The organism is Micromonospora sp. HM5-17 (assembly GCF_003762835.1).
Classification (GTDB): Bacteria; Actinomycetota; Actinomycetes; order Mycobacteriales; family Micromonosporaceae; genus Plantactinospora.
On record NZ_RJWA01000002.1, the window covers coordinates 608,071 to 630,135 of the forward strand.

The window sequence follows — 22,065 nt, forward strand, 5'->3', positions numbered from 1 at the left end:
GACCCGTGCCGACACACCACCTCCGCTTCGACGTGAACTGTTCGATCCTCTTCACCGAACTGCCCCTGCTGGAGCGGCCGGCGGCGGCAAAGGCGGCCGGATTCGACGGGGTCGAGTTCTGGTGGCCGTTCGCGGAGCCGGTGCCGGCCGCGGCCGAGGTGGACGCGTTCGTCGCTGCGATCCGCGACGCCGGCGTCCAGCTGGTCGGGCTCAACTTCTTCGCCGGGGACATGCCCGGCGGCGATCGCGGGCTGGTCTCCTGGCCGGGTCGTTCGGCCGAGTTCCGGGAGAATGTCGCCGTGGTCGCGGCGATCGGTGCGGCCACCGGGTGCCGCTCCTTCAACGCCCTCTACGGCAACCGGCTGCCGGACGTGGACCCGACCGAGCAGGACGAGGTGGCGGTGGAGAACCTGACCGCCGCGGCCGCCACGGTGGCCCGGATCGGCGGCACGGTGCTGGTCGAGGCGGTGAGCGGGCCACAGCCGTACCCGCTGCGGACCGCCGCCGACGTGGTCGCGGTGCTCGACGTCCTGCGGACGGAGCGCGGGGTGGAGAACGTCGCGTTCCTCGCCGACCTCTACCACCTGACCGTCAACGGCGACGACCTCGCCACGGTGGTCGACCACGCCGACCAGATCGGGCACGTCCAGATCGCCGACGCCCCCGGCCGGCACGAGCCGGGGACCGGCGGCATCGACCTCGACGGCCACCTCGCCCGGCTGGAGACGGCCGGCTACCGCGGCTGGGTCGGCCTGGAGTACGTCCCGAGCGGACCGACCGAGGAGAGCTTCGCCTGGCTGCCCCGAGAGCGGCGACGGGCCGACTGAACCGGTGCGGGACGTGCCGGACCGGCTCGACCGTGCCCGGCCGCCCGCCGCCGATCCGACCAGCAAAGGAGATCGCAGATGACCACCGTCGGTTTCATCGGCCTCGGCATCATGGGCGCCCCGATGGCCACCAACCTGATCAAGGCCGGTTACGAGGTCGTCGGGTACGACCACGACCCCGCCCGCAACGAGATCCTGGCACAGGCCGGCGGGCACGTCGCCGGCGGCGTCGCCGAGCTGGTCCGGCGATCCGAGACCGTGATCACCATGGTCCGGGACTCGGCGGACGTCGAGGCGGTCGCCCTCGGCGAGGACGGAATCCTGGCCCACTCCCGGCCCGGCCAGCTCTACATCGACATGAGCAGCATCTCGCCGCAGACCGCCCGCCGGGTCGCCGAGGCCGCCACGGCGTACCAGGTCCGGGTGCTGGACGCCCCGGTCAGCGGCGGTGAGGCCGGGGCGATCGAGGGAAGCCTCTCCATCATGGTCGGTGGCGAGGCCGACGACGTCGCGGCGGCCCGGCCGATCCTCGACGTGCTCGGCGCCACCGTCGTCCACGTCGGTCCACACGGCGCGGGCCAGACGGTGAAGGCGGCGAACCAGCTCATCGTCGCCGGCACCATCGAGCTCGTCGCCGAGGCGATCGTCTTCCTCGAGGCGTACGGCGTCGACACCGAGGCGGCGGTGAAGGTCCTCGCCGGCGGGCTGGCCGGCAACCGGATTCTGGAGCGGAAGGCCGCGGGAATGCTGGCCCGGCAGTTCCAGCCCGGGTTCCGGATCGACCTGCACCACAAGGACATGGGGATCGTCACCGCGGCGGCGCGCGAGGCCGGAGTGGTCATCCCGCTCGGCGCGGCGGTCGCGCAGCTCATCGCGGCGCTCAGGGCGCAGGGCGACGGCGGCCTCGACCACACCGCGCTGCTCAAGCTCGTCGAACAGCTCTCGGGCCGGGCCCGGGCCTGACCTCGGGATGTCCGCCGAGGTCGCGGCGCCGGGCGGGGGGCGGGGCCACGTGCTGCTCGCCCCGGACAAGTTCAAGGGCTCGCTGACCGCCGTCGAGGTCGTCCGGCATCTCGCCGCCGGCCTGCGTCGGGCCTGCCCACCCGTCGAGGTACGTGCCTTCCCGGTCGCCGACGGTGGCGAGGGCACCCTCGACGCCGCCCTCTCGGCGGGCTTCACCCGGGTACCGGTCCGGGCCACCGGGCCGACCGGGGCGCCGGTGCAGACCGCCTTCGCGTACTCGTCCGGAGTGGCGGTCGTCGAGCTGGCCGACGCGTGTGGCCAGCGTCGGCTCCCGGGCGGGGTGGCCGATCCGCTCGGCGCCAGCAGCTACGGCGCCGGCGAGGTGATCCGGGCGGCGCTCGGGTACGGCTGCCGGGAGATCGTGCTCGGGCTGGGCGGCAGTGCCAGCACCGACGGCGGCACGGGACTGCTCCGCGCCCTCGGGGTACGGCTGCTCGACGACCGGGGCGCCGAGCTGCCGCCGGGCGGCGCCGCGCTCTGCCGACTGGACCGGATCGACGTCTCCGGGCTGCATCCGGCGGTCCGGCGTACCCGGTTCGTCCTCGCCGGCGACGTGGACAATCCGCTGCTCGGCCCGGCCGGAGCGGCGGCGGTCTACGGCCCGCAGAAGGGGGCGACCGAGGCCGACGTCGTGGTGCTGGAGGCGGGGCTGACCCGGTGGGCCGAGGTCGTCGCCGCCGCGTGCGGGACGGGGGCCGTGGCCCCGGCACCCGCCGGGAGTGACGACCGCCAAGCCGCGGCCGGCGGTCTCGGGCTCGCCGGGGCGCCGGGGGCGGGCGCGGCCGGCGGGGTGGGGTTCGCGGCGCTCGCCTTTCTCGGTGCGGTGTTCCGGCCCGGCATCGCGCTCCTGCTCGACCTGCTCGGCTTCCCGGCGCTGCTGGCCGGTGCCGGGCTGGTGATCACGGGGGAGGGGTCGCTGGACGCGCAGAGCCTGCGCGGGAAGGCGCCGGTCGGGGTGGCGTCGGCCGCGGCCGCGCACGGCGTGCCGACGGTGGCGGTGGCGGGCCAGGTCGCGGTCGGGCCGGACGACCTGCGGACCGTCGGGATCCACCGTGCGTACCCGCTGACCGACCTGGAGCCGGACCCGGCCGTGTGTGTCGCGCAGGCGCCGCGCCTGCTGGAACGGTTGGCCGGGGTGGTGGCCCGCGACTGGCTGGAGCCCTCGGGTCGTCCGCACCGCTCGCCGGCCCGGTAGCCAGGCGTCACCCGGTCGGCAGCGGGAGCAGCTCGACCTCGCCGCGGCCATCCCAGGCCGGCGGCACGACGGCCAGGGCGTTCGCCCCGGCGGCGCCCCAGAGCGAGCCGGGACGGTCGTGGTTCAGCGGCCGGGCGGCGCTGCCGGTGTGGAGCACGGGCAGCAGCCGGGTGTCGTGGGGGTGGGGGGTGACCGGCCCGGTGAGGCGGGCGGTTTGGACCGGTGCCTCGGCCCGGCCGGCGAGCCCGCCGAGCAACGGGTCCAGCAGGGTCAGCGTGGCGACCAGGGCGGCGTACGGGTTGCCCGGCAGGCCGACCACGAAGCGGCCGTCCGGCAGGGCGGCGAGGAGCTGCGGGTGCCCCGGACGGCAGGCGACGCCCCGGACCGGTACCTCGGCGGCCAGGCGCTCCAGCGCGCCGCGCAGGTGGTCGGCGGCGCCCGCCGAGGTCGCTCCGCAGACCACCAGCACCTCGACGTCGGTGCGGCGCAGCGTGGCGAGCAGCGCCTCCCGGTCGTCGGCGATCCGGGCCTGCCAGGTCAGGGTGGCACCGGCGGCGTGGAGCAGCCCCGGAAGCATCGGGCCGATGGCGTCCCGGACCTGGCCCGGCGCGGGCAGACCGCTGGTCCGCAGTTCGGCGCCGGTGACCACGACGCCGACCCGGGGTCGACGGTGCACGGTGAGCGTGTCGTGTCCGAGGCTGGCGGCGAGGCCGAGCAGCGCGGGACTGACGACGGTGCCGGCGGGGAGCACCTCGCGGCCGGCGGGACAGTCCTCGCCACGGCGGCGAATGTGTCGGCCGGGCTCGATCTCGCCGGTCACGGTCTGGCCGTGCCGGATGGCCCGTTCGTACGGCAGCACGGCGTCGGCACCGGTCGGGACGACGGCCCCGGTGGCGATCTCGACGGCGTACCCGGGAGGCAGCGGCGCGGGTGGGCGCGGGTCACCGGCGAGGACGCGGCCGGCGAGGTGCCACGGTCCGGTCCCGGCGACCGCGTACCCGTCCATCGCGGCGGCGTCGTAGGCGGGGAGCGGGGAGAGCGCCACGAGGGGACGGGTCAGGGCCGCGCCGAGCGCCTCCGCCAGCGGGGCCTCGACCGGATCGAGGGGCCGCGCCACCTCGCGGGCGATCCGTCGGGCCTGTGCCCAGCCGGTGGAGTTCAGGGTTCCGAGTCTCATTCGCACTCCTCGCCGCGTAGCCGGCCCGTCGGTGGGCCGCTCGTCTGGACAGTCGCACGTCCGTGATAGAGAATAGTGCACTCCACATACTGTATACAGTGGCCAAGTCGGAGGCATCATGGACTCCCGCACCGACACCGTCACGGTCCGCGAGATCAGCGACTTCTACGGCCGCCGCTACCGGATCGGCGAGAGCGACCGCGCCCTGCTGGGTCGCTCCCGGGCGTGGATGACCCGGCTGCCCTGGGCCGCGATGCTGGCGGTCAGCCTCTTCCAGTACGGCTTCGGTGCCGCCCTGCCCACCCTCACCGGCGCGAACGGGTGGAGCCTGGGACAGGCGTTCGCCGTACTCGGCCTCTGGGTGGTCTGCCAGGCGGCCAGCTCGCCGCTCGGTGGCTGGCTCTACCAGCGGCTACGGGTCCGGCTCGCCGCGCCGATGCTGATCGGGGCGGCCTGCTGCCTGACCGCGCTGGTCACCCTGGCGCACAGCTCCGACCTGCGCACCGTCCTGCTCGGCTACTCGGTGCTGGGCGGCATCGGCACCGGGCTGGTCTACATGACCTGCGTCGCCACCGTCACCGAGTGGTTCCCGGAGCGGATCGCCGGCCGTGTCGCGATGGTGGGTGCCGCCTTCGGCTACGGCGCCATCCCGTTCGTGGTCTTCGCCGGCTACGCCCTCGACCCCGGCAACCGGACCGTCGTCCTGGACGCCACCGCCGTGGTCGTCTTCCTGATCGTGGCGGGCTGTGGCCTGCTGATGCGCAAGCCGCCCCGGAACTGGTGGCCCGCGGAGATCGATCCGCGGCGCTGGGCCGTGGACCGCCGGCTCAACCGGAGCATTCCGCACAACCGGCCCGCCGTCCGGCCGTACCCGCCGCGCGCGGCGTGGCGCAGCGGGATGCTGCCGATGATGTTCGTGGCCGTGGTCCTCACCGCCGCGATGGCGCTGTTCGACATCGCCTACCTGGCCGGCTCCGCCCACACCGGACGCCTGGCCGCGCCGACCCTGGTGGCGGCGATGGGCGTGCTGGCGGCGGCGAACGGGGTCGGGCGCGCGGTCACCAGCTCGCTCTCCGACCGCATCGGCCGGCGCGGGACACTGGGCCTCGCCCTGCTGGTCGGCGGGGTGGCCCAGTTCGGGCTGCTCGCCGCCGCGGCGAACGACAACCACCCGGCGGTCGCGGTCGGCTTCGCCGCGCTCGCCGGCGCCGGCACCGGGGCCGGCTACTCCCTGCTGGTCAGCCTGGTCCGGGACTGGTTCGGCGACGACGCGACCGTGCCGAACTACGGGATCGTCTACACGGGCAAGGCGGTCGGCGGCGTCCTCGGCATCGTCCTCGCCGGGTTGGTCGTGACCAGCCCCGACTCTGCCGTACCGTTCGTGGTGGCTGGCTGTCTCGGCCTGCTCGGCGCGGCCCTGACCCGGTGGATGCGCCAGCCCGGGCTCGCCATGATACGGCTGCCGTCGCCACTGGGGGTCGATCGCGTCTAGCGTCGGAAGAGGACGGGCGGTGCCGGAACGCCGGCGCCCCGGAACAGGTCGGGCCGGAGAGGATCGGTGGTGGCGGATGGGACGGGTGACGAGTCGGCGTCGGCTGGTCCGGATCGTCGACGGTGTGGTCAGCGAGCCGGTCGACACGCTGGCGGCCGAGGAACCGATGGAGATCCGGGTCAACGGCCGGTCTCTGGTGATCACGATGCGAACCCCGGGCGACGACTTCGACCTGGCGGCGGGGTTCCTGGTCAGTGAGGGAGTGGTCCGGGCCGCCGCGGACCTCGCCACCATCCGCTACTGCGCGGGCGCCACGGCGGACGGGGGCAACACCTACAACGTCGTCGACGTCGTGCTGGCCCGGGGCGTGGCGCCGCCGGACCCGTCGCTGGAACGAAACTTCTACACCACCTCGTCCTGTGGACTCTGCGGCAAGGCGAGCCTGGAGGCGGTGCGGACCGTCGCGCGGTGGTCGGTGCGGGAGGACCCGGTGCGGATCGACCCGGCCGTGCTCAGCACCCTGCCCGAGACGCTGCGCAACGCGCAGCGGGTCTTCGACCGTACCGGCGGGCTGCACGCCGCCGGGCTCTTCTCCGCCGACGGTCGGCTGCACTGCCTGCGCGAGGACGTTGGCCGGCACAACGCGGTGGACAAGGTGGTCGGTTGGGCGGTGCGCAACGGCCGGCTGCCGCTGCGCGGCAGCGTGCTGATGGTCAGCGGCCGGGCCTCGTTCGAGCTGGTCCAGAAGGCGGTGATGGCCGGGATCCCGGCCCTGGCCGCGGTCTCCGCGCCCTCCTCGCTCGCCGCCGAGCTGGCCGACGACGCCGGTCTCACCCTGGTCGGGTTCCTGCGCGGCTCGTCGATGAACATCTACGCCGGGGCGCACCGGATCGCGCGGCGGGAGGCTCCCCGGGCCGCCGTCTGACCGTCGGCCCGTCGATCATGACGTGGTCCCCCGGCTTCCGCGCCGGGGGACCACGCCGTGTCCACGGGAGCCGCCGGGCCCGCGGGTGGTCGGGGTCCGGGCGGAGGCGTGGGCCCCCGCCCGGACCGGCGCCGACCTCGGGTAGCCGGGTCCGGCCGCCGGATCGACTCCGGCGGACGTCGACCCGACCGGTCAGCGCGCGAGCAACGTCTCGCGCATCAACGCGGCGGTCTCGGAGGGCGTCCGCCCGACCCTGACCCCCACCGCCTCCAGGGCCTCCTGCTTGGCCAGCGCCGTGCCGGAGGAGCCGGAGATGATCGCCCCCGCGTGCCCCATGGTCTTGCCCGGGGGCGCGGTGAAGCCGGCGATGTAGCCGACCACCGGCTTGCGGATGTGCTCCCGGATGTACGCCGCGGCCCGCTCCTCGGCGTCTCCACCGATCTCGCCGATCATGACGATGGCGTCGGTCTCCGGGTCGTCCTCGAACGCCTGGAGACAGTCGATGTGGGTGGTGCCGACGATCGGGTCGCCGCCGATCCCGACGCAGGTGGAGAAGCCGAAGTCACGCAGCTCGTACATGAGCTGGTACGTCAGCGTCCCGCTCTTGCTGACCAGCCCGATCCGGCCGCGCTTGGTGATGTCGGCCGGGATGATCCCGGCGTTGGACTGCCCCGGACTGATCAGGCCGGGACAGTTGGGGCCGATGATCCGGGTCCGGTTGCCGGTCGCCCGGGCGTACGCCCAGAACGTCGCGGTGTCGTGCACCGGAATCCCCTCGGTCAGCACCACGACCAGGCCCAGCCCGGCGTCGATCGCCTCGATCACCGCCGCCTTCGCGAACCGGGGCGGCACGAAGACCACCGACACGTCCGCGCCGGTGGCCCGGACCGCCTCGGCGCAGCTGTCGAAGACCGGGATCGCGTCGACGTGCTGGCCGCCCTTGCCGGGGGTGACCCCGGCGACGATGTTCGTGCCGGCGGCGACCATCCGTCGGGTGTGCTTCGTTCCCTCGGTGCCGGTGATGCCCTGCACCAGCACCCTGCTCTTCTCGGTGAGGAAGATTGCCATGCCTGTCACGCCCCCTTGCCGGCGAGCTCGGCGGCGAGCCGCGCCGCGCCGTCCATCGTGTCCACGACCCGTACGCCGTCCAGCGCGGCGTCGGCGAGAATCCGTCGCCCCTGTGCGGCGTTGTTGCCGTCCAGCCGGACGACCAGTGGCTTGGTGATCGTCTCGCCCCGGACGGTGAGCAGCCCGACCGCGCGCACGATGCCGTCCGCGACGGCGTCGCAGGCGGTGATCCCGCCGAAGACGTTGACGAAGACGCTGCGGACGTCCGGGTCGCCGAGGATGATCTCCAACCCGTCCGCCATCACCTCGGCGGAGGCCCCGCCGCCGATGTCGAGGAAGTTGGCCGGGCGGACCCCGCCGAACTCCTCGCCCGCGTAGGCGACCACGTCGAGGGTGCTCATCACCAGTCCGGCGCCGTTGCCGATCACCCCGACCTGGCCGTCGAGCTTGACGTAGTTGAGGTGCTTCTCCGCGGCGCGCGTCTCCAGCGGGTCGGCGGCGCCGACGTCGACGAACGCCGCGTGCTCGGGGTGCCGGAACCGGGCGTTGTCGTCCAGGGTCACCTTGCCGTCCAGTGCGCGTACGGATCCGTCGGCGAGTCGGGCCAGCGGGTTGATCTCGACCAGGGTGGCGTCCTCGTTCCGGAACACGTCCCAGAGCCGGACCAGGATGCCGGCCACGTCGGCGCGTACCTCGTCGGGTAGTCCGGCGTCGGCGACCAGCCGGCCCGCGGTGGCGGCGTCGAGGCCCTGGGCCGGGTCCACGTGCAGCCGGGCCAGGGCCTCGGGGTTGTCGGCCGCGACCTGCTCGATGTCGACCCCGCCCTGCCGGGAGGCCATGGCGAGGAAGGCGCGCTCGGCGCGGTCGAGCAGCAGCGCGACGTAGTACTCGTCCACGATCTCGCTGGCCTCGGTGACCAGCACCTTGTGGACGGTGTGGCCCTTGATGTCCATGCCGAGAATGGCGCGGGCCACCTCCCGGGCCTGTGCCGGTCCGTCGGCCAGCCGGACGCCGCCGGCCTTGCCCCGACCGCCGGTCTTGACCTGGGCCTTCACCACCACCCGCCCGCCGATCTCGGCGGCGGCGGCCTCGGCCTCCTCCGGGGTGCTGGCGACGCGGTTGCGGCTCACCGGCACGCCGTGTCTGGCGAACAGTTCCTGTGCCTGGTGCTCGAAGAGATCCACCGGGCCTCCCTTCTCGTCGAGCTGGAGTGGGGCTGCGCCCGGTCGGGGAACGCCGACCGGGACGGGATGTCGGACTCGGAGGTGGACGGAACCGCGCGGCGGATCCGCGACGGGAAACGGAGCGGGCGGGCTGCCCGGGATTCCGGGGGAGCGGTGGGAACGGCTCGGACTCCCGGGAACGGTCGGGTCGGCCCGAGGAGCTGTCGGGTCGGGAAGGGGTCCGGTCCGCCGCAGGGCGCCCGGAGCGCGGCCCGGACCGGGCTGTCCGCGCCGTCCACGTCGTACCGGCGGGGTCCGGTCTGCCGGCCCACCGGGACTGACGCGGAAAACGTGGTGCTACCCCCTAGACACCCCGCTGTTACATGAGCCACGATATTGCCTACCCCATACGGTATGCAATCCTCGGGTGGTGGTGAGGGACCGGGACGCCAGCCCCACCGCAACGGTCACGAACCGGGTCCTCGCCTCACCATCGGCAACGCATGGCGCGGCGCGCACAGGAGGTTGGCTCATGGGCAAGGCTCTGGAGGGCGTACGGGTCCTCGACATGACACACGTGCAGTCCGGTCCCTCGTCCACCCAGTTGCTGGCGTGGCTCGGCGCGGACGTCATCAAGCTGGAGGCGCCCGGACAGGGTGACATCACCCGCAGCCAGCTTCGGGACATTCCCGACGTCGACAGCCTCTACTTCACCATGCTCAATGCCAACAAGCGGAGCATCACCCTGAACATGAAGCACGAGCGGGGCAAGGAGATCTTCACCCGGCTCGTGTCCGAGGTGGACATCCTGGTGGAGAACTTCGGCCCCGGCGTAATCGAGCGGTTCGGATTCCCCTGGGAGCGGCTGCACGAGATCAACCCCCGGCTGATCTACGCCTCCATCAAGGGTTTCGGCCCCGGGCGATACGCCAACTTCAAGGCGTACGAGGTGATCGCCCAGGCCATGGGGGGCTCGATGAGCACCACCGGCTTCGAGGACGGCCCGCCGACCGCCACGGGCGCCCAGATCGGCGACTCCGGCACCGGCATCCACCTGGTGGCCGGCATCCTCGCCGCCCTCTACCAGCGCACCAAGACCGGACGCGGCCAGCGGGTCCAGGTGGCGATGCAGGACGCGGTGCTCAACCTGTGCCGGGTCAAGCTTCGTGACCAGCAGCGGCTGGCCCACGGCCCGCTCGGGGAGTACCCGAACGAGAGCTTCGGCGACACCGTGCCGCGCTCCGGCAACGCCTCCGGCGGCGGCCAGCCCGGCTGGGCGCTGCGGTGTGCGCCCGGCGGCCCCAACGACTACATCTACGTCATCATCCAGCCCGTCGGATGGAAGCCGATCTGTGAGCTGATCGGCCGCCCCGAGCTGGCCGACGACCCCGCGTGGAACACCCCGCAGGCGCGGCTGAACAAGCTCGACAAGGCGTTCGCGCTGATCGAGGAGTGGACCGAGAAGCACACCAAGTGGGAGGTCATGGAGAAGCTCAACGCCCACAACATCCCGTGTGGGCCCGTCCTCTCCACCAAGGAGCTGATCGAGGACGAGACCCTCGCCGAGCTCGGGACGGTCGTCGAGGTCGACCACCCCACCCGCGGCCGGTACAAGACGGTGGGCAACCCGATCAAGCTCTCCGACTCGTACGTCGAGGTCGAGCGCGCGCCGCTGCTCGGCGAACACACCGCGCAGGTTCTCGCCGAGCTGGGCTACGACGAGCGGCAGGTCGACGAGCTGCGCGTCGCCGGCGCGATCTGACGGACCCGGAACGGCTCGGCCACCCCAGGCCGCGAGATGTCCTTTCCCGCCGGAGCCGGCGGATCGAGGCGTTGCTAAGGAGACGACACAGACATGCCAGTGAACGACAGCAGCTACGACCGCGAGGCCGTACGGCGGGTGCTGGACCAGGCCAGAGCCGAGGGGCGGAGTGCGCTGACCGCGCCCGAGGGCCGGCTGGTGGTGGAGGCGTACGGTATCGGGACCCCCGGCGAGGGACTGGCGACCAGTGCCGACGAGGCGGTCGCGCTGGCCGAGCGGATCGGCCTGCCGGTCGTCCTCAAGATCGTGTCACCGGACATCCTGCACAAGACCGAGGCCGGCGGCGTGCTCGTCGGGCTGCGCACCGCCGAGGAGGTGGCGGCCGGCTACGACACCATCATCGCGAACGCGCGGGCGTACAAGGCGGACGCCACCATCGTCGGTGTCCAGGTGCAGCAGCAGCTCGACTCCGGGCACGAGGTGATCGTCGGCACGGTCACCGACCAGACCTTCGGCAAGGTGGTTGCCTTCGGCCTCGGCGGCGTCCTGGTCGAGGTGCTCAAGGACGTCACGTTCCGGCTCGCCCCGACCGACCGCGAGACGGCGCTGTCGATGGTCGACGGCATCGCCTCGGCCGAGATCCTGCGCGGGGTACGCGGCGGCGAGCCGGCCAACCGGGAGATCCTGGCCGACCTGATCGTCCGCCTCTCCCACCTGGTCACCGACTTCCCGGAGCTGGCCGAGGTCGACCTCAACCCGGTGCTGGCCACCTCGACCGGTGCCACCGCGGTCGACGTCCGGATCCTGATCGACCCCACCGCCGCGAAGCAGCCGGAGCGGTTCACCGAGGACGAGATCCTGGCCGCCATGAACCGGATCATGCGGCCCGCCTCGGTCGCGGTGATCGGCGCCTCCGCCGAGGACGGCAAGATCGGCAACTCGGTGATGAAGAACCTCATCAACGGCGGCTACCAGGGTGAGATATACCCGATCAACCCGAAGGCCACCGAGATCCTGGACCGCAAGGCGTTCAAGAGCATCACCGACGTTCCGGGCCCGGTCGACGTGGCGATCTTCGCGATTCCGGCCCGGCTCGTCCCCGCCGCGCTGGAGGAGGTCGGGGCCAAGGGCGTCGCCGGGGCGATCCTGATCCCGTCCGGGTTCGGCGAGACCGGCAACCACGAGCTCCAGGCCGAGGTGGTGGCGATCGCCCGCAAGCACGGCGTTCGCATCCTCGGGCCGAACATCTACGGCTACTACTACACGCCGGAGAACCTGTCGGCGACCTTCTGCACCCCGTACGACGTCAAGGGCGGGGTGGCGCTCTCGTCGCAGAGCGGCGGCATCGGGATGGCGATCCTCGGCTTCAGCCGCTCCGCCCGGATGGGGGTCTCCTCGATCGTCGGGGTCGGCAACAAGGCCGACATCGACGAGGACGACCTGCTCACCTTCTTCGAGAGCGACCCGCACACCGAGCTGATCGCCATGCACCTGGAGGACCTGAAGGACGGTCGCGCGTTCGCCGAGACGGCCCGACGGGTCTCCAGGAAGAAGCCGGTCATCGTGCTGAAGGCCGGCCGCACCTCGCTCGGCGCCCGGGCGGCCAGCTCACACACGGGCGCGCTCGCCGGCGACGACAAGGTCTACGACGACATCCTCCGCTCCGCCGGGGTGATCCGGGCCCCCGGCCTCAACGACCTGCTGGAGTACGCCCGGGGCATCCCGCTGCTACCGACCCCGAAGGGCGAGAACGTCGTCATCATCACCGGCGCCGGTGGCTCCGGGGTGCTGCTCTCCGACGCCTGCGTCGACAACGGGCTCACCCTGATGGAGATCCCGCCGGATCTCGACGAGGCGTTCCGTCGGTTCATTCCGCCGTTCGGCGCGGCCGGCAACCCGGTGGACATCACGGGCGGCGAGCCGCCGTCGACGTACCGCAACACCATCGCGCTCGGCCTGGCCGACCCGCGCATCCACGCCCTGATCCTCGGCTACTGGCACACCATCGTCACGCCGCCGATGGTCTTCGCCGAGCTGGTGGTCGAGGTGGTCGAGGAGTTCCGCGACAAGGGGATCCACAAGCCCGTCGTCGCCTCGCTCGCCGGCGACGTCGAGGTGGAGCAGGCCAGCGAGCACCTGTACCGGCACGGGATCGTCGCCTACCCGTACACCACGGAGAAGCCGGTCGCGGTGCTCGGCGCCAAGTACCGGTGGGCGCGCTCCGCCGGGCTGCTCGGCAGCTAGCCGGGCACGTCGTCGTACCAGGGAGCCTCCCCGGACCGCGGTGCCCGCCCCGGCGGGGACCGCCCGGGGAGGCTCGACACCCCAGGTCCTCTGCAGCACCACCACTTCACACACCAGGCAGTTGGAGGGGCCACCAGCCACGACCCGCTCCGCGGCCAGGGATCGAAGGACATGTACGTCGGATCCGGCGCCGTCCACCGGGTCCGAGTCGTCGGAAGTCCCTAGGAGGTCCAGCGTGGACGCTTCGAACAACCCTGCCCCCGCCCCGTCGACCAGCAGTACCCCCGTCCCATCCGGCACCACCGCGATCCCCGCCCAGCGCTCCGGCGGCGGGGACGCCACCACCGAGCCGCGGGTCTGGCGTGCCGGCAGGCTCGAGCCGATGCCGATCCGGGAGCTTCCCGAGGCGCCGCCCTCGATCCACCTCCTCGGTCCCACCGTGTTTCTCGTCGCGCTCGGCGTGGGCATGGGGGAGTCGTACATGTGGCCCCGGCTGGTCCTGATCTTCGGACCGGAGATCCGGTGGCTGTTCCTCATCGGCGTCACGCTGCAGGCCTTCGTCATGCTGGAGATGGCGCGGTACGCGATGGCCACCGGGGAGAGCATCTTCTTCGGTGCCGCCCGGGTCTTCAAACCGCTGATGTGGTTCTTCTTCGTCACCGCCATCCTGGTCTACATCTGGCCGGGCCACCTCTCCACCGGGGCTGCGGCCTTCGAGCAGGTGACCGGAATACCCTGGACCGTCTCGGCCTGTGTCGGTCTGATCCTGGTCGGCGTCATCTTCAGCCTGGCCAAGGTGATCTATCCGCTGTTGGAGAACCTGCTCGGCATCCTGATCGGGGTGCTCGTGCTCGGCACGGCGGTCGTCGCCTCCATCGTCGGACGGTGGAGCGACGTCACCGCGACCGTCGGCGGCATGTTTCACTTCGGGTACCTGCCGGACGAGGCGATGTCGGCGGCCTGGTTCCCGGTGATCGTCGGGGCGATCGCCTTCGCCGGCCCCTCCGGCATGCAGCAGATGTGGTACACGCTGCATCTGCGGGATTCCGGCGCCGGTATGGGGGCGCACATTCCCAAGATCCGCGGCCTGCGGCACGCCGGCGAGCAGGAGGTCATGCCGTCGCGCGGCTTCATGTTCGACACCGAGAACCCCGCGGAGATGAAGAAGTGGAAGGGGTGGCGGCGCTGGGTGACCTTCGACGCGCTCCTGCTCTTCTGGGGCGTCACGATGCTGGTCACCATCTCGTTCACCGTGCTCGCCCAGACCGCCGTCCGGGAGAACCCGGGCGTGGCGGACGTGATCCGGGACGGTGAGCGGGAGGCGGCGCTGACCGCCATGGCGGACGCCTTCGCCTCGGCCGGGGCACCGGTGCTGCACGGCGTATTCCTCGGGTTCATCGCGCTGATCGGGCTCAACGCCACCCTGGGCCTGTTCGACTCGTTCTCCCGGGGCCAGGCGGACATGACGTACCATTTCGTTCCCGGGGCCAAGCGGTTCAGCATGTCGAAGCTCTACGCCGCCTTCCTCTGGGGGGTCATCATCTTCGGCATCCTGATCCTCAACTTCGGTCCCGCCGACGGCCCGGCCGCGATTCTCGACGTCCTGGCCTTCCTCTCCACCTTCGCGATGGGCGCGTACTGCGTCGTCCTGCTGCTGGTCAACAACCGGATGCTGCCGAAACGGATCCGCCCGAACCTCCTGCAGAACGCGGTGATCGCCTTCGGCGCGACGTTCTACCTGGGCATGTTGTTCTACAGCCTGATCCGGTTCGGCGTGGTCATCGACTGAGCGGGGAGATGTTGTCATGACCACGACGCGCCTACGCCACCTCGGTGAACTCGCCGTGCCCGGTGCCGGGATCGGCGCGGTCGCCGGGCTGGCCGCCGTCGGACTCGCCCTGGTGGCGGGCCAACCGGTCGACTGGGCCCTCGCCACCGGGTTCGGGCTCGGGCTGCCGTTGGTCCTGGCCGGCGGTGGCTACGGGGTGTTGTTGGCGTCCGGGGTCCTCACCCCGGGCGTCTTCGCCCCGGCGGCACTCTACTGGCTGGTGGCGTTCCCGCTCGCCCGGTTGGCGCATGAGGTGCTGGTCGGCCTGCTCGTCGCGGGCCGGCCGGCCCTGCCGGCGGACGTCCTGGGATTTCTCGCCTACCAGGGGATCGTCAGCCTCGGCTTCGCGATCGGGTTCAGCTGGCTGCACGAGCGGGTCGTGCCAACCTGGCTGCGCCGTGTCCGGCACCGCAACCCCGTCGCCGCATGGCTGTACGACGGCTACCTGCGCCACGCCGAGGCGCAGTGGCGCGCCCGGGAGAGCCGCCGGCGGGCCCGCGCCGCCGCCCGGGGACCGGGCCGACCGGCTCTGTTTCGAAGCAAGGGGGAGTGATGAACCTTCCGGTCTGGGTGTGGGCGGCGACGATCGTCGGCTTCCTCGTGATGATCGCCTTCGACTTCTACCTGGTCGCCCGGAACCCACGTGATCCCTCCTTCCGGGAGTGCATCGCCTGGGTGACCTTCTACGTCGGCGCGGCGATCGCCTTCGGAGTCGCGATCATGGCGACCCGGGGCTCGACGTACGGCGGGCAGTTCTTCGCCGGCTGGCTCACCGAGTACTCGCTGAGCGTCGACAACCTGTTCGTCTTCGTCATCATCATGAGCCGCTTCGGGGTACCACTCCGATACCGGCAGAAGGTGCTGCTGATCGGCATCGTGCTGGCGCTGCTGATGCGGGGCGTCTTCATCGCGGCCGGGGCCCAGGCCATCGCCCGGTTCGACTGGCTCTTCTACCTCTTCGGCGCGTTCCTGATCTACACGGCGATCAAGCTCGTGGGGCCGCAGCAGGAGGACGAGTTCTCCGAGAACATCGCGCTGCGGACGATGAAGCGGATCCTGCCGACCACCGACGGCTACCGCGGCTCGTCCGTGCTGGCCCGGGTGGACGGCCGGCTGATGGTGACCCCGATGTTGATCGTGATGATCGCCATCGGCACCACCGACCTGCTCTTCGCCCTCGACTCGATTCCGGCGATCTTCGGGCTGACCCAGGAGCCGTACCTGGTCTTCACCGCGAACACGTTCGCGTTGATGGGCCTGCGGCAGCTCTACTTCCTGATCGGCGGGCTGCTGGACCGGCTGGTTCACCTCAGCAAGGGACTGGCGATCATCCTCGCCTTCATCGGCGTCAAGCTGGTACTGGAGGCGCTGCACCACGACGGGGTGTCCTGGGCGCCGGAGGTGCCGATCGCGGTCTCGCTCGGGGTCATCACCGGCACGCTGGTGGTCACCACGGTGGCCAGCCTGGTCGCCTCCCGGCGGGAGCGGCTCGAACGGCCGTCCGCCGCCACGGTGGGGGCGGAGGTGGAGACCTCCGCTTCCACCGGCGCCGTGGCGGCGGACCGGGACCCGCACTGACCGCCGGGGCCGGTGCGACCGGGTGTCAGACCGTGGCCAGGTCGTCCTCGGATGCGGAACCCCGGAGGAAGCGCGCGATCTCCTCGTCGCTCGGCACCGCGGCCCGCCGCTGGTTCTCCAGCGCGGCCGCCAGGCCGAGACCGAGGGACCGGCCGTCGGCCGGGAACCCGCCCGGCAGGGCCAGCCGGTCGGAGAACCGGCTCAGGGCACGTGTGAACGTTCGCCAGGTATTCATGACACCATCACCCCTGGTTGTTGGGCTTCCCGGGAAACGGCGCCTCCCGGGATCGTGCGCACCGGGCCGGCGGCGCGGCGCCGTACGGCCCGGTGGTCCGGCAGGACACCCGGATGTGCCTGGTGGGGCCGGGCACATCCGGGGTCGCCGGATCGCCCGCCGCGACGTCTCGTCGGTTGGCGCGGCGGGGTCTGCCACCGGATCGGCGGCCGACGGGGGATGCCCGCGGCGACCGGACTCCCGCGTCGTTGCGTGCCGGGTGGCGGCGGCGTCAACGGTACGTCCGGCCTCTCTTGTGGAGCTACCCGACGCCCCTCCATCACAAACCCGCTTCGTGTCGGTTTCGTCCTCCGGGCCCGGTGACGATCCCAGGATACCGCCTTCGGTATACAAAAAACGATCTAGTGACCAAAGCCACCGCCGTCCCGGTCGGTCCCGCCATGACCAGCACCTCGGCGGTGCGTGTCCGGCTGCCCGGAAAACGTCTCTGCTACCCCCTAGACACTCCGCTGTCACATGGTCCACGATTATTGCCTACCACATACGGTATGCACTCCCCGGAGCGGCGAGGATGGAAGGACGTGGCCCTCCCGCGTGCGCCTCCGCGCGGTGTCCGCTGTTGCCGACCTCGCCAGCCTCAACGCCCAGTAGCGGTATACTGTATGCATAGAGACCATGATGGAGGACTCTGACCATGACCACCGCTTCCCTCCAGGAATCAGAAGCTGGCGGCGCCGTACGTGCGAAGGAACTCACCGACGGGATCCATCTGGTCGTCGATGCGCTCAAGCTCAACGACGTTGAGGCCATCTACGGCGTCGTCGGCATCCCGATCACCGACCTGGCCCGGCTCGCGCAGGCGTCCGGCATCCGCTTCATCGGCTTCCGGCACGAGAGCGCCGCGGGGCACGCCGCGGCGGCGGCCGGGTTCCTGACGAAGAGGCCGGGCATCTGCCTGACGGTGTCCGCCCCGGGGTTCCTCAACGGGTTGGTGGCTCTGGCCAACGCCACGGTGAACTGCTTCCCGATGGTGCAGATCTCCGGATCGAGCGAGCGGCACCTCGTCGATCTGCAGCGGGGCGACTACGAGGAGATGGACCAGCTGGCGGCGGCCCGGCAGTTCGCCAAGGCGGCATACCGCGTACACCGGGCGGAGGACATCGGACGCGGCGTGGCCCGCGCGATCCGTACCGCCGTGTCCGGGCGACCGGGCGGCGTCTACCTCGACATCCCGGCCGCGGTCCTCGGCGAGGTCATCGACGCGGACCTGGGTGCCGCGTCACTGTGGCGGGTCGTCGACCCGGCACCGCGTCAGATGCCCGAACCCGCGGCCCTGGACCGCGCGATCAGCCTGCTCGCGCGCGCCCGGCGGCCGCTCATCGTGCTCGGCAAGGGTGCCGCGTACGCGCAGGCGGACGACCAGATCCGCCGGTTCGTCGAGCTGACCGGTGTGCCGTACCTGCCCATGTCGATGGCGAAGGGCCTGCTGCCCGACGACCACGCGCAGTCGGTGGCCAGCGCCCGGTCACTGGCCCTGCGCCGGGCCGACGTCGTGATGCTCGTCGGTGCGCGCCTGAACTGGCTGCTCGGGCACGGCGAAGCACCACAGTGGAGCCCCGACGCCACCTTCATCCAGGTGGACATCGCCAGCACCGAGCTGGACAGCAACCAGCCCATCGCGGCGCCGCTCGTCGGTGACATCGGTTCGGTGATGCAGGCCCTGGTCGAGCGGATCAGGCCCGGCCAGATCGCGGTCCCGACCGAGTGGCGCGACGAGCTGGCGGCCCGCTCCGCGGAGAACGTCGCCAAGATGGCCAGGCGCCTCAAGGCCGCCGAGACGGCACATCCGATGAAGTTCCTGGGCGCGCTGCAGGCCATCCGTGACGTCCTGCGTGAGCACCCGCAGGCATACGTCGTCAACGAGGGCGCGAACGCGCTGGACCTGGCGCGCAACACGATCGGCATGCGGGTGCCGCGACACCGCCTGGACAGCGGCACCTGGGGCGTGATGGGCATCGGCATGGGGTACGCGATCGCCGCCGCGGTCGAGACCGGAGGCCCGGTCGTCGCCATCGAGGGCGACAGCGCGTTCGGGTTCAGCGGCATGGAGATCGAGACGATCTGCCGCTACAACCTGCCCATCGTCACGGTCGTGCTGAACAACAGCGGTGTCTACCGCGGCGACGAGGTGTCGGCGTCCGGGGACCCGGCACCGACCGCTCTCCGGGCCCGTCACGACCTCATGATCGCCGCGTTCGGCGGCAGGGGCTACCGGGCGACGACGCCGGTGGAGGTCACCGCCGCCCTGCGAGAGGCCCTGGCGCTGCGCCAGCCCGCGCTCATCGACTGCGTGATCGACCCCGCCGACGGGACCGAGAGCGGCAACATCTCCCACCTCAACCCGAAGGGCATCACGGTCCAGCGGTGAGGACGATCGGACGCCCTGAGCCCGGGGGCGCGACGGACCGTACCGCCCGCGGCGGCCCGACGACCTCGTTCGACGCCTCGGCCGGCTCACGCGTCCGCGGCGACGCCCGCCTCCACTGTGGCAGCCCCGCGTGCGGGTGGGCGCGGGTCGATCCCCCGTCGTCACTGTTCATGTAACGCGCCGATCCGTCCCCGGCCGCAGGGATGTCCCGCCGCCGGGGACGGATCGGCGCGGCCGACGAGCCGGGCGTCGACCGCGCCATGCGTACGTCAGGCGAGGGCGTCCCGCTCGGCGGCCTCCTTACGGCGCTGGTGGTAGCTCTCCCGGGTCCGCTCGGTGTGCTTGCGCATCAGCTCGGCCGCGCGTCGGCTGTTCCTGGCGGCGATCACCTCGATCAGGGCGGCGTGTTCGTCCCAGGCCTCCCGGCCGCGGGACTGCGCGATCGGGGCGTAGTACCACCGGACCCGGCGGTCCACCATCGCGATCAGCTCGGCCAGGACCTTGTTGCCGGACATCCCGACGATGTACGCGTGCAGCGCGGCGTTGGCGGCGACCAGCCCGGACTGGTCGTTGTCGCTGAGTGCCTTCTCCCCGGCGGCCTGCAACTCGTGCAGCCGCTCGACGTGCTCGGGGGTGGCGTGCTTGGCGGCCAACCGGGCGGACTCGGTCTCCAGCAGGGTACGGGTGGCGAGGAGCTGGTCCGCCTCCTCCTCGGTGGGTACGTGGACGAAGGCGCCGAGGGCCGGTCGCAGGTCGACCCAGCCCTCGCTCTGCAACCGCTGTAGGGCCTCCCGAACGGGCTGACGGCTGACTCCGAGCTGGGCCGCGAGCTCGTTCTCGACCAGGTGCTCGCCCGGGCGCAGCTCCCGATTGATGATCATTTCGGCGATGACGTCATAGACCGCCTGACGGAGCGGCGCGGGCCGCTCCAACGGCTGTCGCGCGGCGCGGGTCTGGCCGCGGGCGGCGGGCCGGCGGCGTCCGCCGCCGCTGGTGGCGGACGAGGTCGACCCTCCCCAATCTGTCATCGACTACCTCCGGCTGCGATAGGTCGGATCGGACGTCGTCGCGCCCGAACGTGGTCTATAGCATACAGTCGCCGAGATGCAATGAAGCGCCGGCGGTGGTGACCGCGGCGACTCCCCGGGCGAGATCGGCTCCTGACGACGAACGGATTCTCCCGGTGCCGATCGGGCGGGCGGCGACGCCGCCCGCCCGATCGGTGGTCGGAACGTGTCCCCCCGACCTGCGCGGCGCCCACGCCCACACGTCCCACCGTGCGGATCGCCGAGCCGCGGGGTGACACCGATTTCGCCGGCTCTGGTGACTCGAAGGTGCGGTCGGCACCGGGTCGGCGCCGGCCCGCATGCCGCCCCGCCCAGGCCGTCCCGGCGTCAGCCGGCGAGGCTGTCCTGGTACTCGATCTCCGGCACCGGCTCGAACTCGTTGACCTGCGCGATGGAGACCCCGTGCGCCGTGTTGTCCTCGCGGGCGATCATCACCTCCACCAGCACCGGCCGGCTGGTCCGCCGCGCCTCCTTGCGGGCCCAGGCGAGGGCGTCGGCGATCTCGTCGGGTCGGGTCACCCGGCGTCCGGAGCAGCCGTACGCCTCCATCACCTTGACGTTGTCCGTGCCGACCTCGTCGTAGTGGATGTCGACCTCGTAGTTCATGCCGTAGCCGAGCTCGGCCTGACGGATCAGCCCCAGGTACTCGTTGTTCAACATCACGAGCACGAACGGGATGTTGTACTGCGCGGCGACCGCCAGCTCCTCCACCAGGAACTGGAACGAGTAGTCGCCGACGACGCCGACCACCTCGGCGTCGGGCTTGGCGCACTTCACCCCGATCGCCGCCGGGATCTCCCAGCCGAGCGGGCCGGCCTGGCCGCAGACCTGGTAGTGCCGCGGCTTGAAGACCTTCTGGAACTGGCCCGACCAGATCTGGTAGAGACCGATCGCGGTGACGAAGTAGGTGTCCGGGCCGAAGAACTCGTTGATCTCCCGGAAGACCCGCGGTGCCTTGATCGGAACCGTGTCGAAGTCGTCCCGCCGGCCGAGCGTCTCGCGGAGCTGGCGGACGCGCGCCACCCATCCGGTACGGTCCGGCAGCGTCCCCCGGCGCCGCGCCGCGTCGAGCAGTGCCGCCAGGAACGCCCGGGCGTCCGAGACCACCCCGAGGTCCGGGCCGAAGACCTTGCCGAGCTGGGTCGGCTCGATGTCGACGTGGATGAACTTCCGGTTGCCCCGGTACGTCTCCAGGTCGCCGGTGTGCCGGTCGCCGAACCGGGCGCCGATCGCCAGTACCAGGTCGGCCTCGAGGAACGAGGCGTTCCCCCAGCGTTGGGTGGTCTGGATGCCGGTCATCCCGGCGAACAGGTCGTGGTCCTCCGGGATCGCGCCCTTGCCCATCAGGGTGACCTGGACCGGCACGTTCACCAGCTCCGCGACCTCGCGCAGCAGGTCGCAGGCCTCGCCGATGATGACGCCGCCGCCGGCCAGGATCAGTGGCCGCTCGGCGGCCAGCAGCATGTCCAGGGCCCGCTCGACCCGGGGCGGGTGCGGCTCCACCGTCGGCACCGGCAGCGGCGCGTCGATCGAGGGGTCCCACTCGATCTCCTGTCGCTGGACGTCGAGCGGCAGGTCGATCAGGACCGGCCCCGGACGGCCGGAGCGGGCGATCCGGAACGCCTCTCGGAAGATCCACGGAGCCTGGGCGGCCTCCTTGACCTGCACCGCCCACTTCGTCACCGGCCTGGCGATCTCCACGATGTCGACCGCCTGGAACGCCTCCTGGTGCAGCTTGTTGGTCGGCGCCTGCCCGGTGATGCAGATGATCGGGATAGAGTCCGCCTGGGCGGTGTAGAGGCCCGTGATCATGTTGGTCCCGGCCGGACCGGAGGTGCCGATCGCCACCCCGACCCGTCCGTTCGTCCGGGCCCAGCCGTCCGCCATGTGGGTGGCGCCCTCCTCGTGGCGGACGATCAGGTGCCGGATGTCGCTCTTCCGGAGCGCGGCGTAGAGCGGCAGGATCGCCGCGCCCGGGCAGCCGAAGGCGACGTCCACGCCCTCGGACGCGAGCACGGCGACCACCGCCTCCATACAGGGAATCTTGGCCATG

At 71.9% G+C, this 22,065-nt stretch carries 17 protein-coding genes; 11 read left to right on the forward strand and 6 right to left on the reverse strand.

The genetic code is table 11. From position 1 onward, the window contains the following. Nucleotides 1-5 precede the first annotated feature (5 nt). The 3 genes from EF879_RS07900 (at nucleotide 6) to EF879_RS07910 (ending at nucleotide 3,045) form a co-directional block, all read left to right on the forward strand. The gene (locus EF879_RS07900) at nucleotides 6-827 is read left to right on the forward strand and encodes a hydroxypyruvate isomerase family protein (RefSeq protein WP_123556272.1); all 822 of its coding nucleotides are present in this window, start codon (nucleotides 6-8) and stop codon (nucleotides 825-827) included. A 78-nt stretch (nucleotides 828-905) separates the two neighbouring features. Continuing rightward, nucleotides 906-1,790, forward strand: coding sequence for a 2-hydroxy-3-oxopropionate reductase (locus EF879_RS07905; RefSeq protein ID WP_123556274.1), 885 nt, complete (start codon nucleotides 906-908; stop codon nucleotides 1,788-1,790). Nucleotides 1,791-1,797: 7 nt separating this feature from the next. Next, nucleotides 1,798-3,045 (forward strand): glycerate kinase, encoded by a 1,248-nt coding sequence (locus tag EF879_RS07910; RefSeq protein WP_123556276.1) that lies wholly within the window; start codon nucleotides 1,798-1,800, stop codon nucleotides 3,043-3,045. 7 nt (nucleotides 3,046-3,052) lie between these two features. On the opposite strand, the gene EF879_RS07915 is transcribed toward EF879_RS07910, so the two are convergent. Beyond that, on the reverse strand, nucleotides 3,053-4,222 hold the full coding sequence (locus tag EF879_RS07915; RefSeq protein ID WP_123556278.1) for a molybdopterin molybdotransferase MoeA: 1,170 nt from the start codon (nucleotides 4,220-4,222) through the stop codon (nucleotides 3,053-3,055). A 118-nt stretch (nucleotides 4,223-4,340) separates the two neighbouring features. Between EF879_RS07915 and EF879_RS07920 the strand changes: the two genes are divergently transcribed. Together EF879_RS07920 and fdhD are read left to right on the forward strand one after the other, a co-directional pair. After that, nucleotides 4,341-5,714, forward strand: a complete 1,374-nt coding sequence (locus tag EF879_RS07920; protein WP_123556280.1) for an OFA family MFS transporter — start codon at nucleotides 4,341-4,343, stop codon at nucleotides 5,712-5,714. 76 nt (nucleotides 5,715-5,790) lie between these two features. Continuing rightward, nucleotides 5,791-6,639 (forward strand): formate dehydrogenase accessory sulfurtransferase FdhD, encoded by an 849-nt coding sequence (gene fdhD, locus EF879_RS07925; RefSeq protein ID WP_123556282.1) that lies wholly within the window; start codon nucleotides 5,791-5,793, stop codon nucleotides 6,637-6,639. A 192-nt stretch (nucleotides 6,640-6,831) separates the two neighbouring features. Here the strand turns inward: fdhD and sucD are convergent, their stop codons facing one another. Together sucD and sucC are read right to left on the reverse strand one after the other, a co-directional pair. Next, on the reverse strand, nucleotides 6,832-7,707 hold the full coding sequence (gene sucD, locus EF879_RS07930) for a succinate--CoA ligase subunit alpha (protein ID WP_123556284.1): 876 nt from the start codon (nucleotides 7,705-7,707) through the stop codon (nucleotides 6,832-6,834). 5 nt (nucleotides 7,708-7,712) lie between these two features. Further along, the gene (gene sucC / locus EF879_RS07935) at nucleotides 7,713-8,891 is read right to left on the reverse strand and encodes an ADP-forming succinate--CoA ligase subunit beta (protein ID WP_123556286.1); all 1,179 of its coding nucleotides are present in this window, start codon (nucleotides 8,889-8,891) and stop codon (nucleotides 7,713-7,715) included. Between the two features lie 511 nt (nucleotides 8,892-9,402). On the opposite strand from sucC, the gene frc reads away from it, so the two are divergent. From frc to EF879_RS07960, 5 genes are all read left to right on the forward strand, one after another. Next, complete coding sequence (frc, locus tag EF879_RS07940) at nucleotides 9,403-10,632, forward strand: formyl-CoA transferase (RefSeq protein ID WP_123556288.1); 1,230 nt, start codon at nucleotides 9,403-9,405, stop codon at nucleotides 10,630-10,632. Nucleotides 10,633-10,725: 93 nt separating this feature from the next. Continuing rightward, on the forward strand, nucleotides 10,726-12,876 hold the full coding sequence (locus EF879_RS07945; RefSeq protein ID WP_123556290.1) for an acetate--CoA ligase family protein: 2,151 nt from the start codon (nucleotides 10,726-10,728) through the stop codon (nucleotides 12,874-12,876). A gap of 235 nt (nucleotides 12,877-13,111) precedes the next feature. Continuing rightward, the gene (locus tag EF879_RS07950; protein WP_199736227.1) at nucleotides 13,112-14,665 is read left to right on the forward strand and encodes an Nramp family divalent metal transporter; all 1,554 of its coding nucleotides are present in this window, start codon (nucleotides 13,112-13,114) and stop codon (nucleotides 14,663-14,665) included. A gap of 16 nt (nucleotides 14,666-14,681) precedes the next feature. Next, complete coding sequence (locus EF879_RS07955; RefSeq protein WP_123556292.1) at nucleotides 14,682-15,257, forward strand: hypothetical protein; 576 nt, start codon at nucleotides 14,682-14,684, stop codon at nucleotides 15,255-15,257. After that, nucleotides 15,257-16,282 carry a TerC family protein gene (locus tag EF879_RS07960; protein WP_123556294.1) on the forward strand — a complete coding sequence of 342 codons (1,026 nt, stop codon included), beginning with the start codon at nucleotides 15,257-15,259 and terminating at the stop codon, nucleotides 16,280-16,282. Before EF879_RS07955 ends, EF879_RS07960 begins: the two co-directional genes overlap by 1 nt. 25 nt (nucleotides 16,283-16,307) lie before the next feature. On the opposite strand, the gene EF879_RS07965 is transcribed toward EF879_RS07960, so the two are convergent. After that, entirely contained in the window at nucleotides 16,308-16,517 is a 210-nt protein-coding gene (locus tag EF879_RS07965; protein ID WP_123556296.1) for a hypothetical protein, read from the reverse strand. A 694-nt stretch (nucleotides 16,518-17,211) separates the two neighbouring features. On the opposite strand from EF879_RS07965, the gene oxc reads away from it, so the two are divergent. Continuing rightward, a complete protein-coding gene (oxc, locus tag EF879_RS07970) occupies nucleotides 17,212-18,945 on the forward strand; it encodes an oxalyl-CoA decarboxylase (RefSeq protein ID WP_123556298.1) in 1,734 nt (577 codons plus the stop codon). Between the two features lie 269 nt (nucleotides 18,946-19,214). Here oxc and EF879_RS07975 read toward each other — a convergent pair whose 3' ends face one another. Continuing rightward, nucleotides 19,215-19,973: a GntR family transcriptional regulator gene (locus tag EF879_RS07975; RefSeq protein WP_123556300.1), complete on the reverse strand. Its 759-nt coding sequence runs from the start codon at nucleotides 19,971-19,973 to the stop codon at nucleotides 19,215-19,217. Nucleotides 19,974-20,339: 366 nt separating this feature from the next. Then, nucleotides 20,340-22,064 (reverse strand): glyoxylate carboligase, encoded by a 1,725-nt coding sequence (gene gcl / locus EF879_RS07980; RefSeq protein WP_123556302.1) that lies wholly within the window; start codon nucleotides 22,062-22,064, stop codon nucleotides 20,340-20,342. Nucleotide 22,065: the final 1 nt, after the last annotated feature.

Coding starts and splice junctions, on each gene's coding strand:
- EF879_RS07905 (WP_123556274.1), top strand. CDS start 906: ATGACCACCGTCGGTTTCATCGGCCTCGGCATCATGGGCGCCCCGATG.
- EF879_RS07910 (WP_123556276.1), top strand. CDS start 1,798: ATGTCCGCCGAGGTCGCGGCGCCGGGCGGGGGGCGGGGCCACGTGCTG.
- EF879_RS07915 (WP_123556278.1), bottom strand. CDS start 4,222: ATGAGACTCGGAACCCTGAACTCCACCGGCTGGGCACAGGCCCGACGG.
- EF879_RS07920 (WP_123556280.1), top strand. CDS start 4,341: ATGGACTCCCGCACCGACACCGTCACGGTCCGCGAGATCAGCGACTTC.
- fdhD (WP_123556282.1), top strand. CDS start 5,791: ATGGGACGGGTGACGAGTCGGCGTCGGCTGGTCCGGATCGTCGACGGT.
- sucD (WP_123556284.1), bottom strand. CDS start 7,707: ATGGCAATCTTCCTCACCGAGAAGAGCAGGGTGCTGGTGCAGGGCATC.
- frc (WP_123556288.1), top strand. CDS start 9,403: ATGGGCAAGGCTCTGGAGGGCGTACGGGTCCTCGACATGACACACGTG.
- EF879_RS07945 (WP_123556290.1), top strand. CDS start 10,726: ATGCCAGTGAACGACAGCAGCTACGACCGCGAGGCCGTACGGCGGGTG.
- EF879_RS07955 (WP_123556292.1), top strand. CDS start 14,682: ATGACCACGACGCGCCTACGCCACCTCGGTGAACTCGCCGTGCCCGGT.
- EF879_RS07960 (WP_123556294.1), top strand. CDS start 15,257: ATGAACCTTCCGGTCTGGGTGTGGGCGGCGACGATCGTCGGCTTCCTC.
- EF879_RS07965 (WP_123556296.1), bottom strand. CDS start 16,517: ATGAATACCTGGCGAACGTTCACACGTGCCCTGAGCCGGTTCTCCGAC.
- oxc (WP_123556298.1), top strand. CDS start 17,212: ATGACCACCGCTTCCCTCCAGGAATCAGAAGCTGGCGGCGCCGTACGT.
- EF879_RS07975 (WP_123556300.1), bottom strand. CDS start 19,973: ATGACAGATTGGGGAGGGTCGACCTCGTCCGCCACCAGCGGCGGCGGA.
- gcl (WP_123556302.1), bottom strand. CDS start 22,064: ATGGCCAAGATTCCCTGTATGGAGGCGGTGGTCGCCGTGCTCGCGTCC.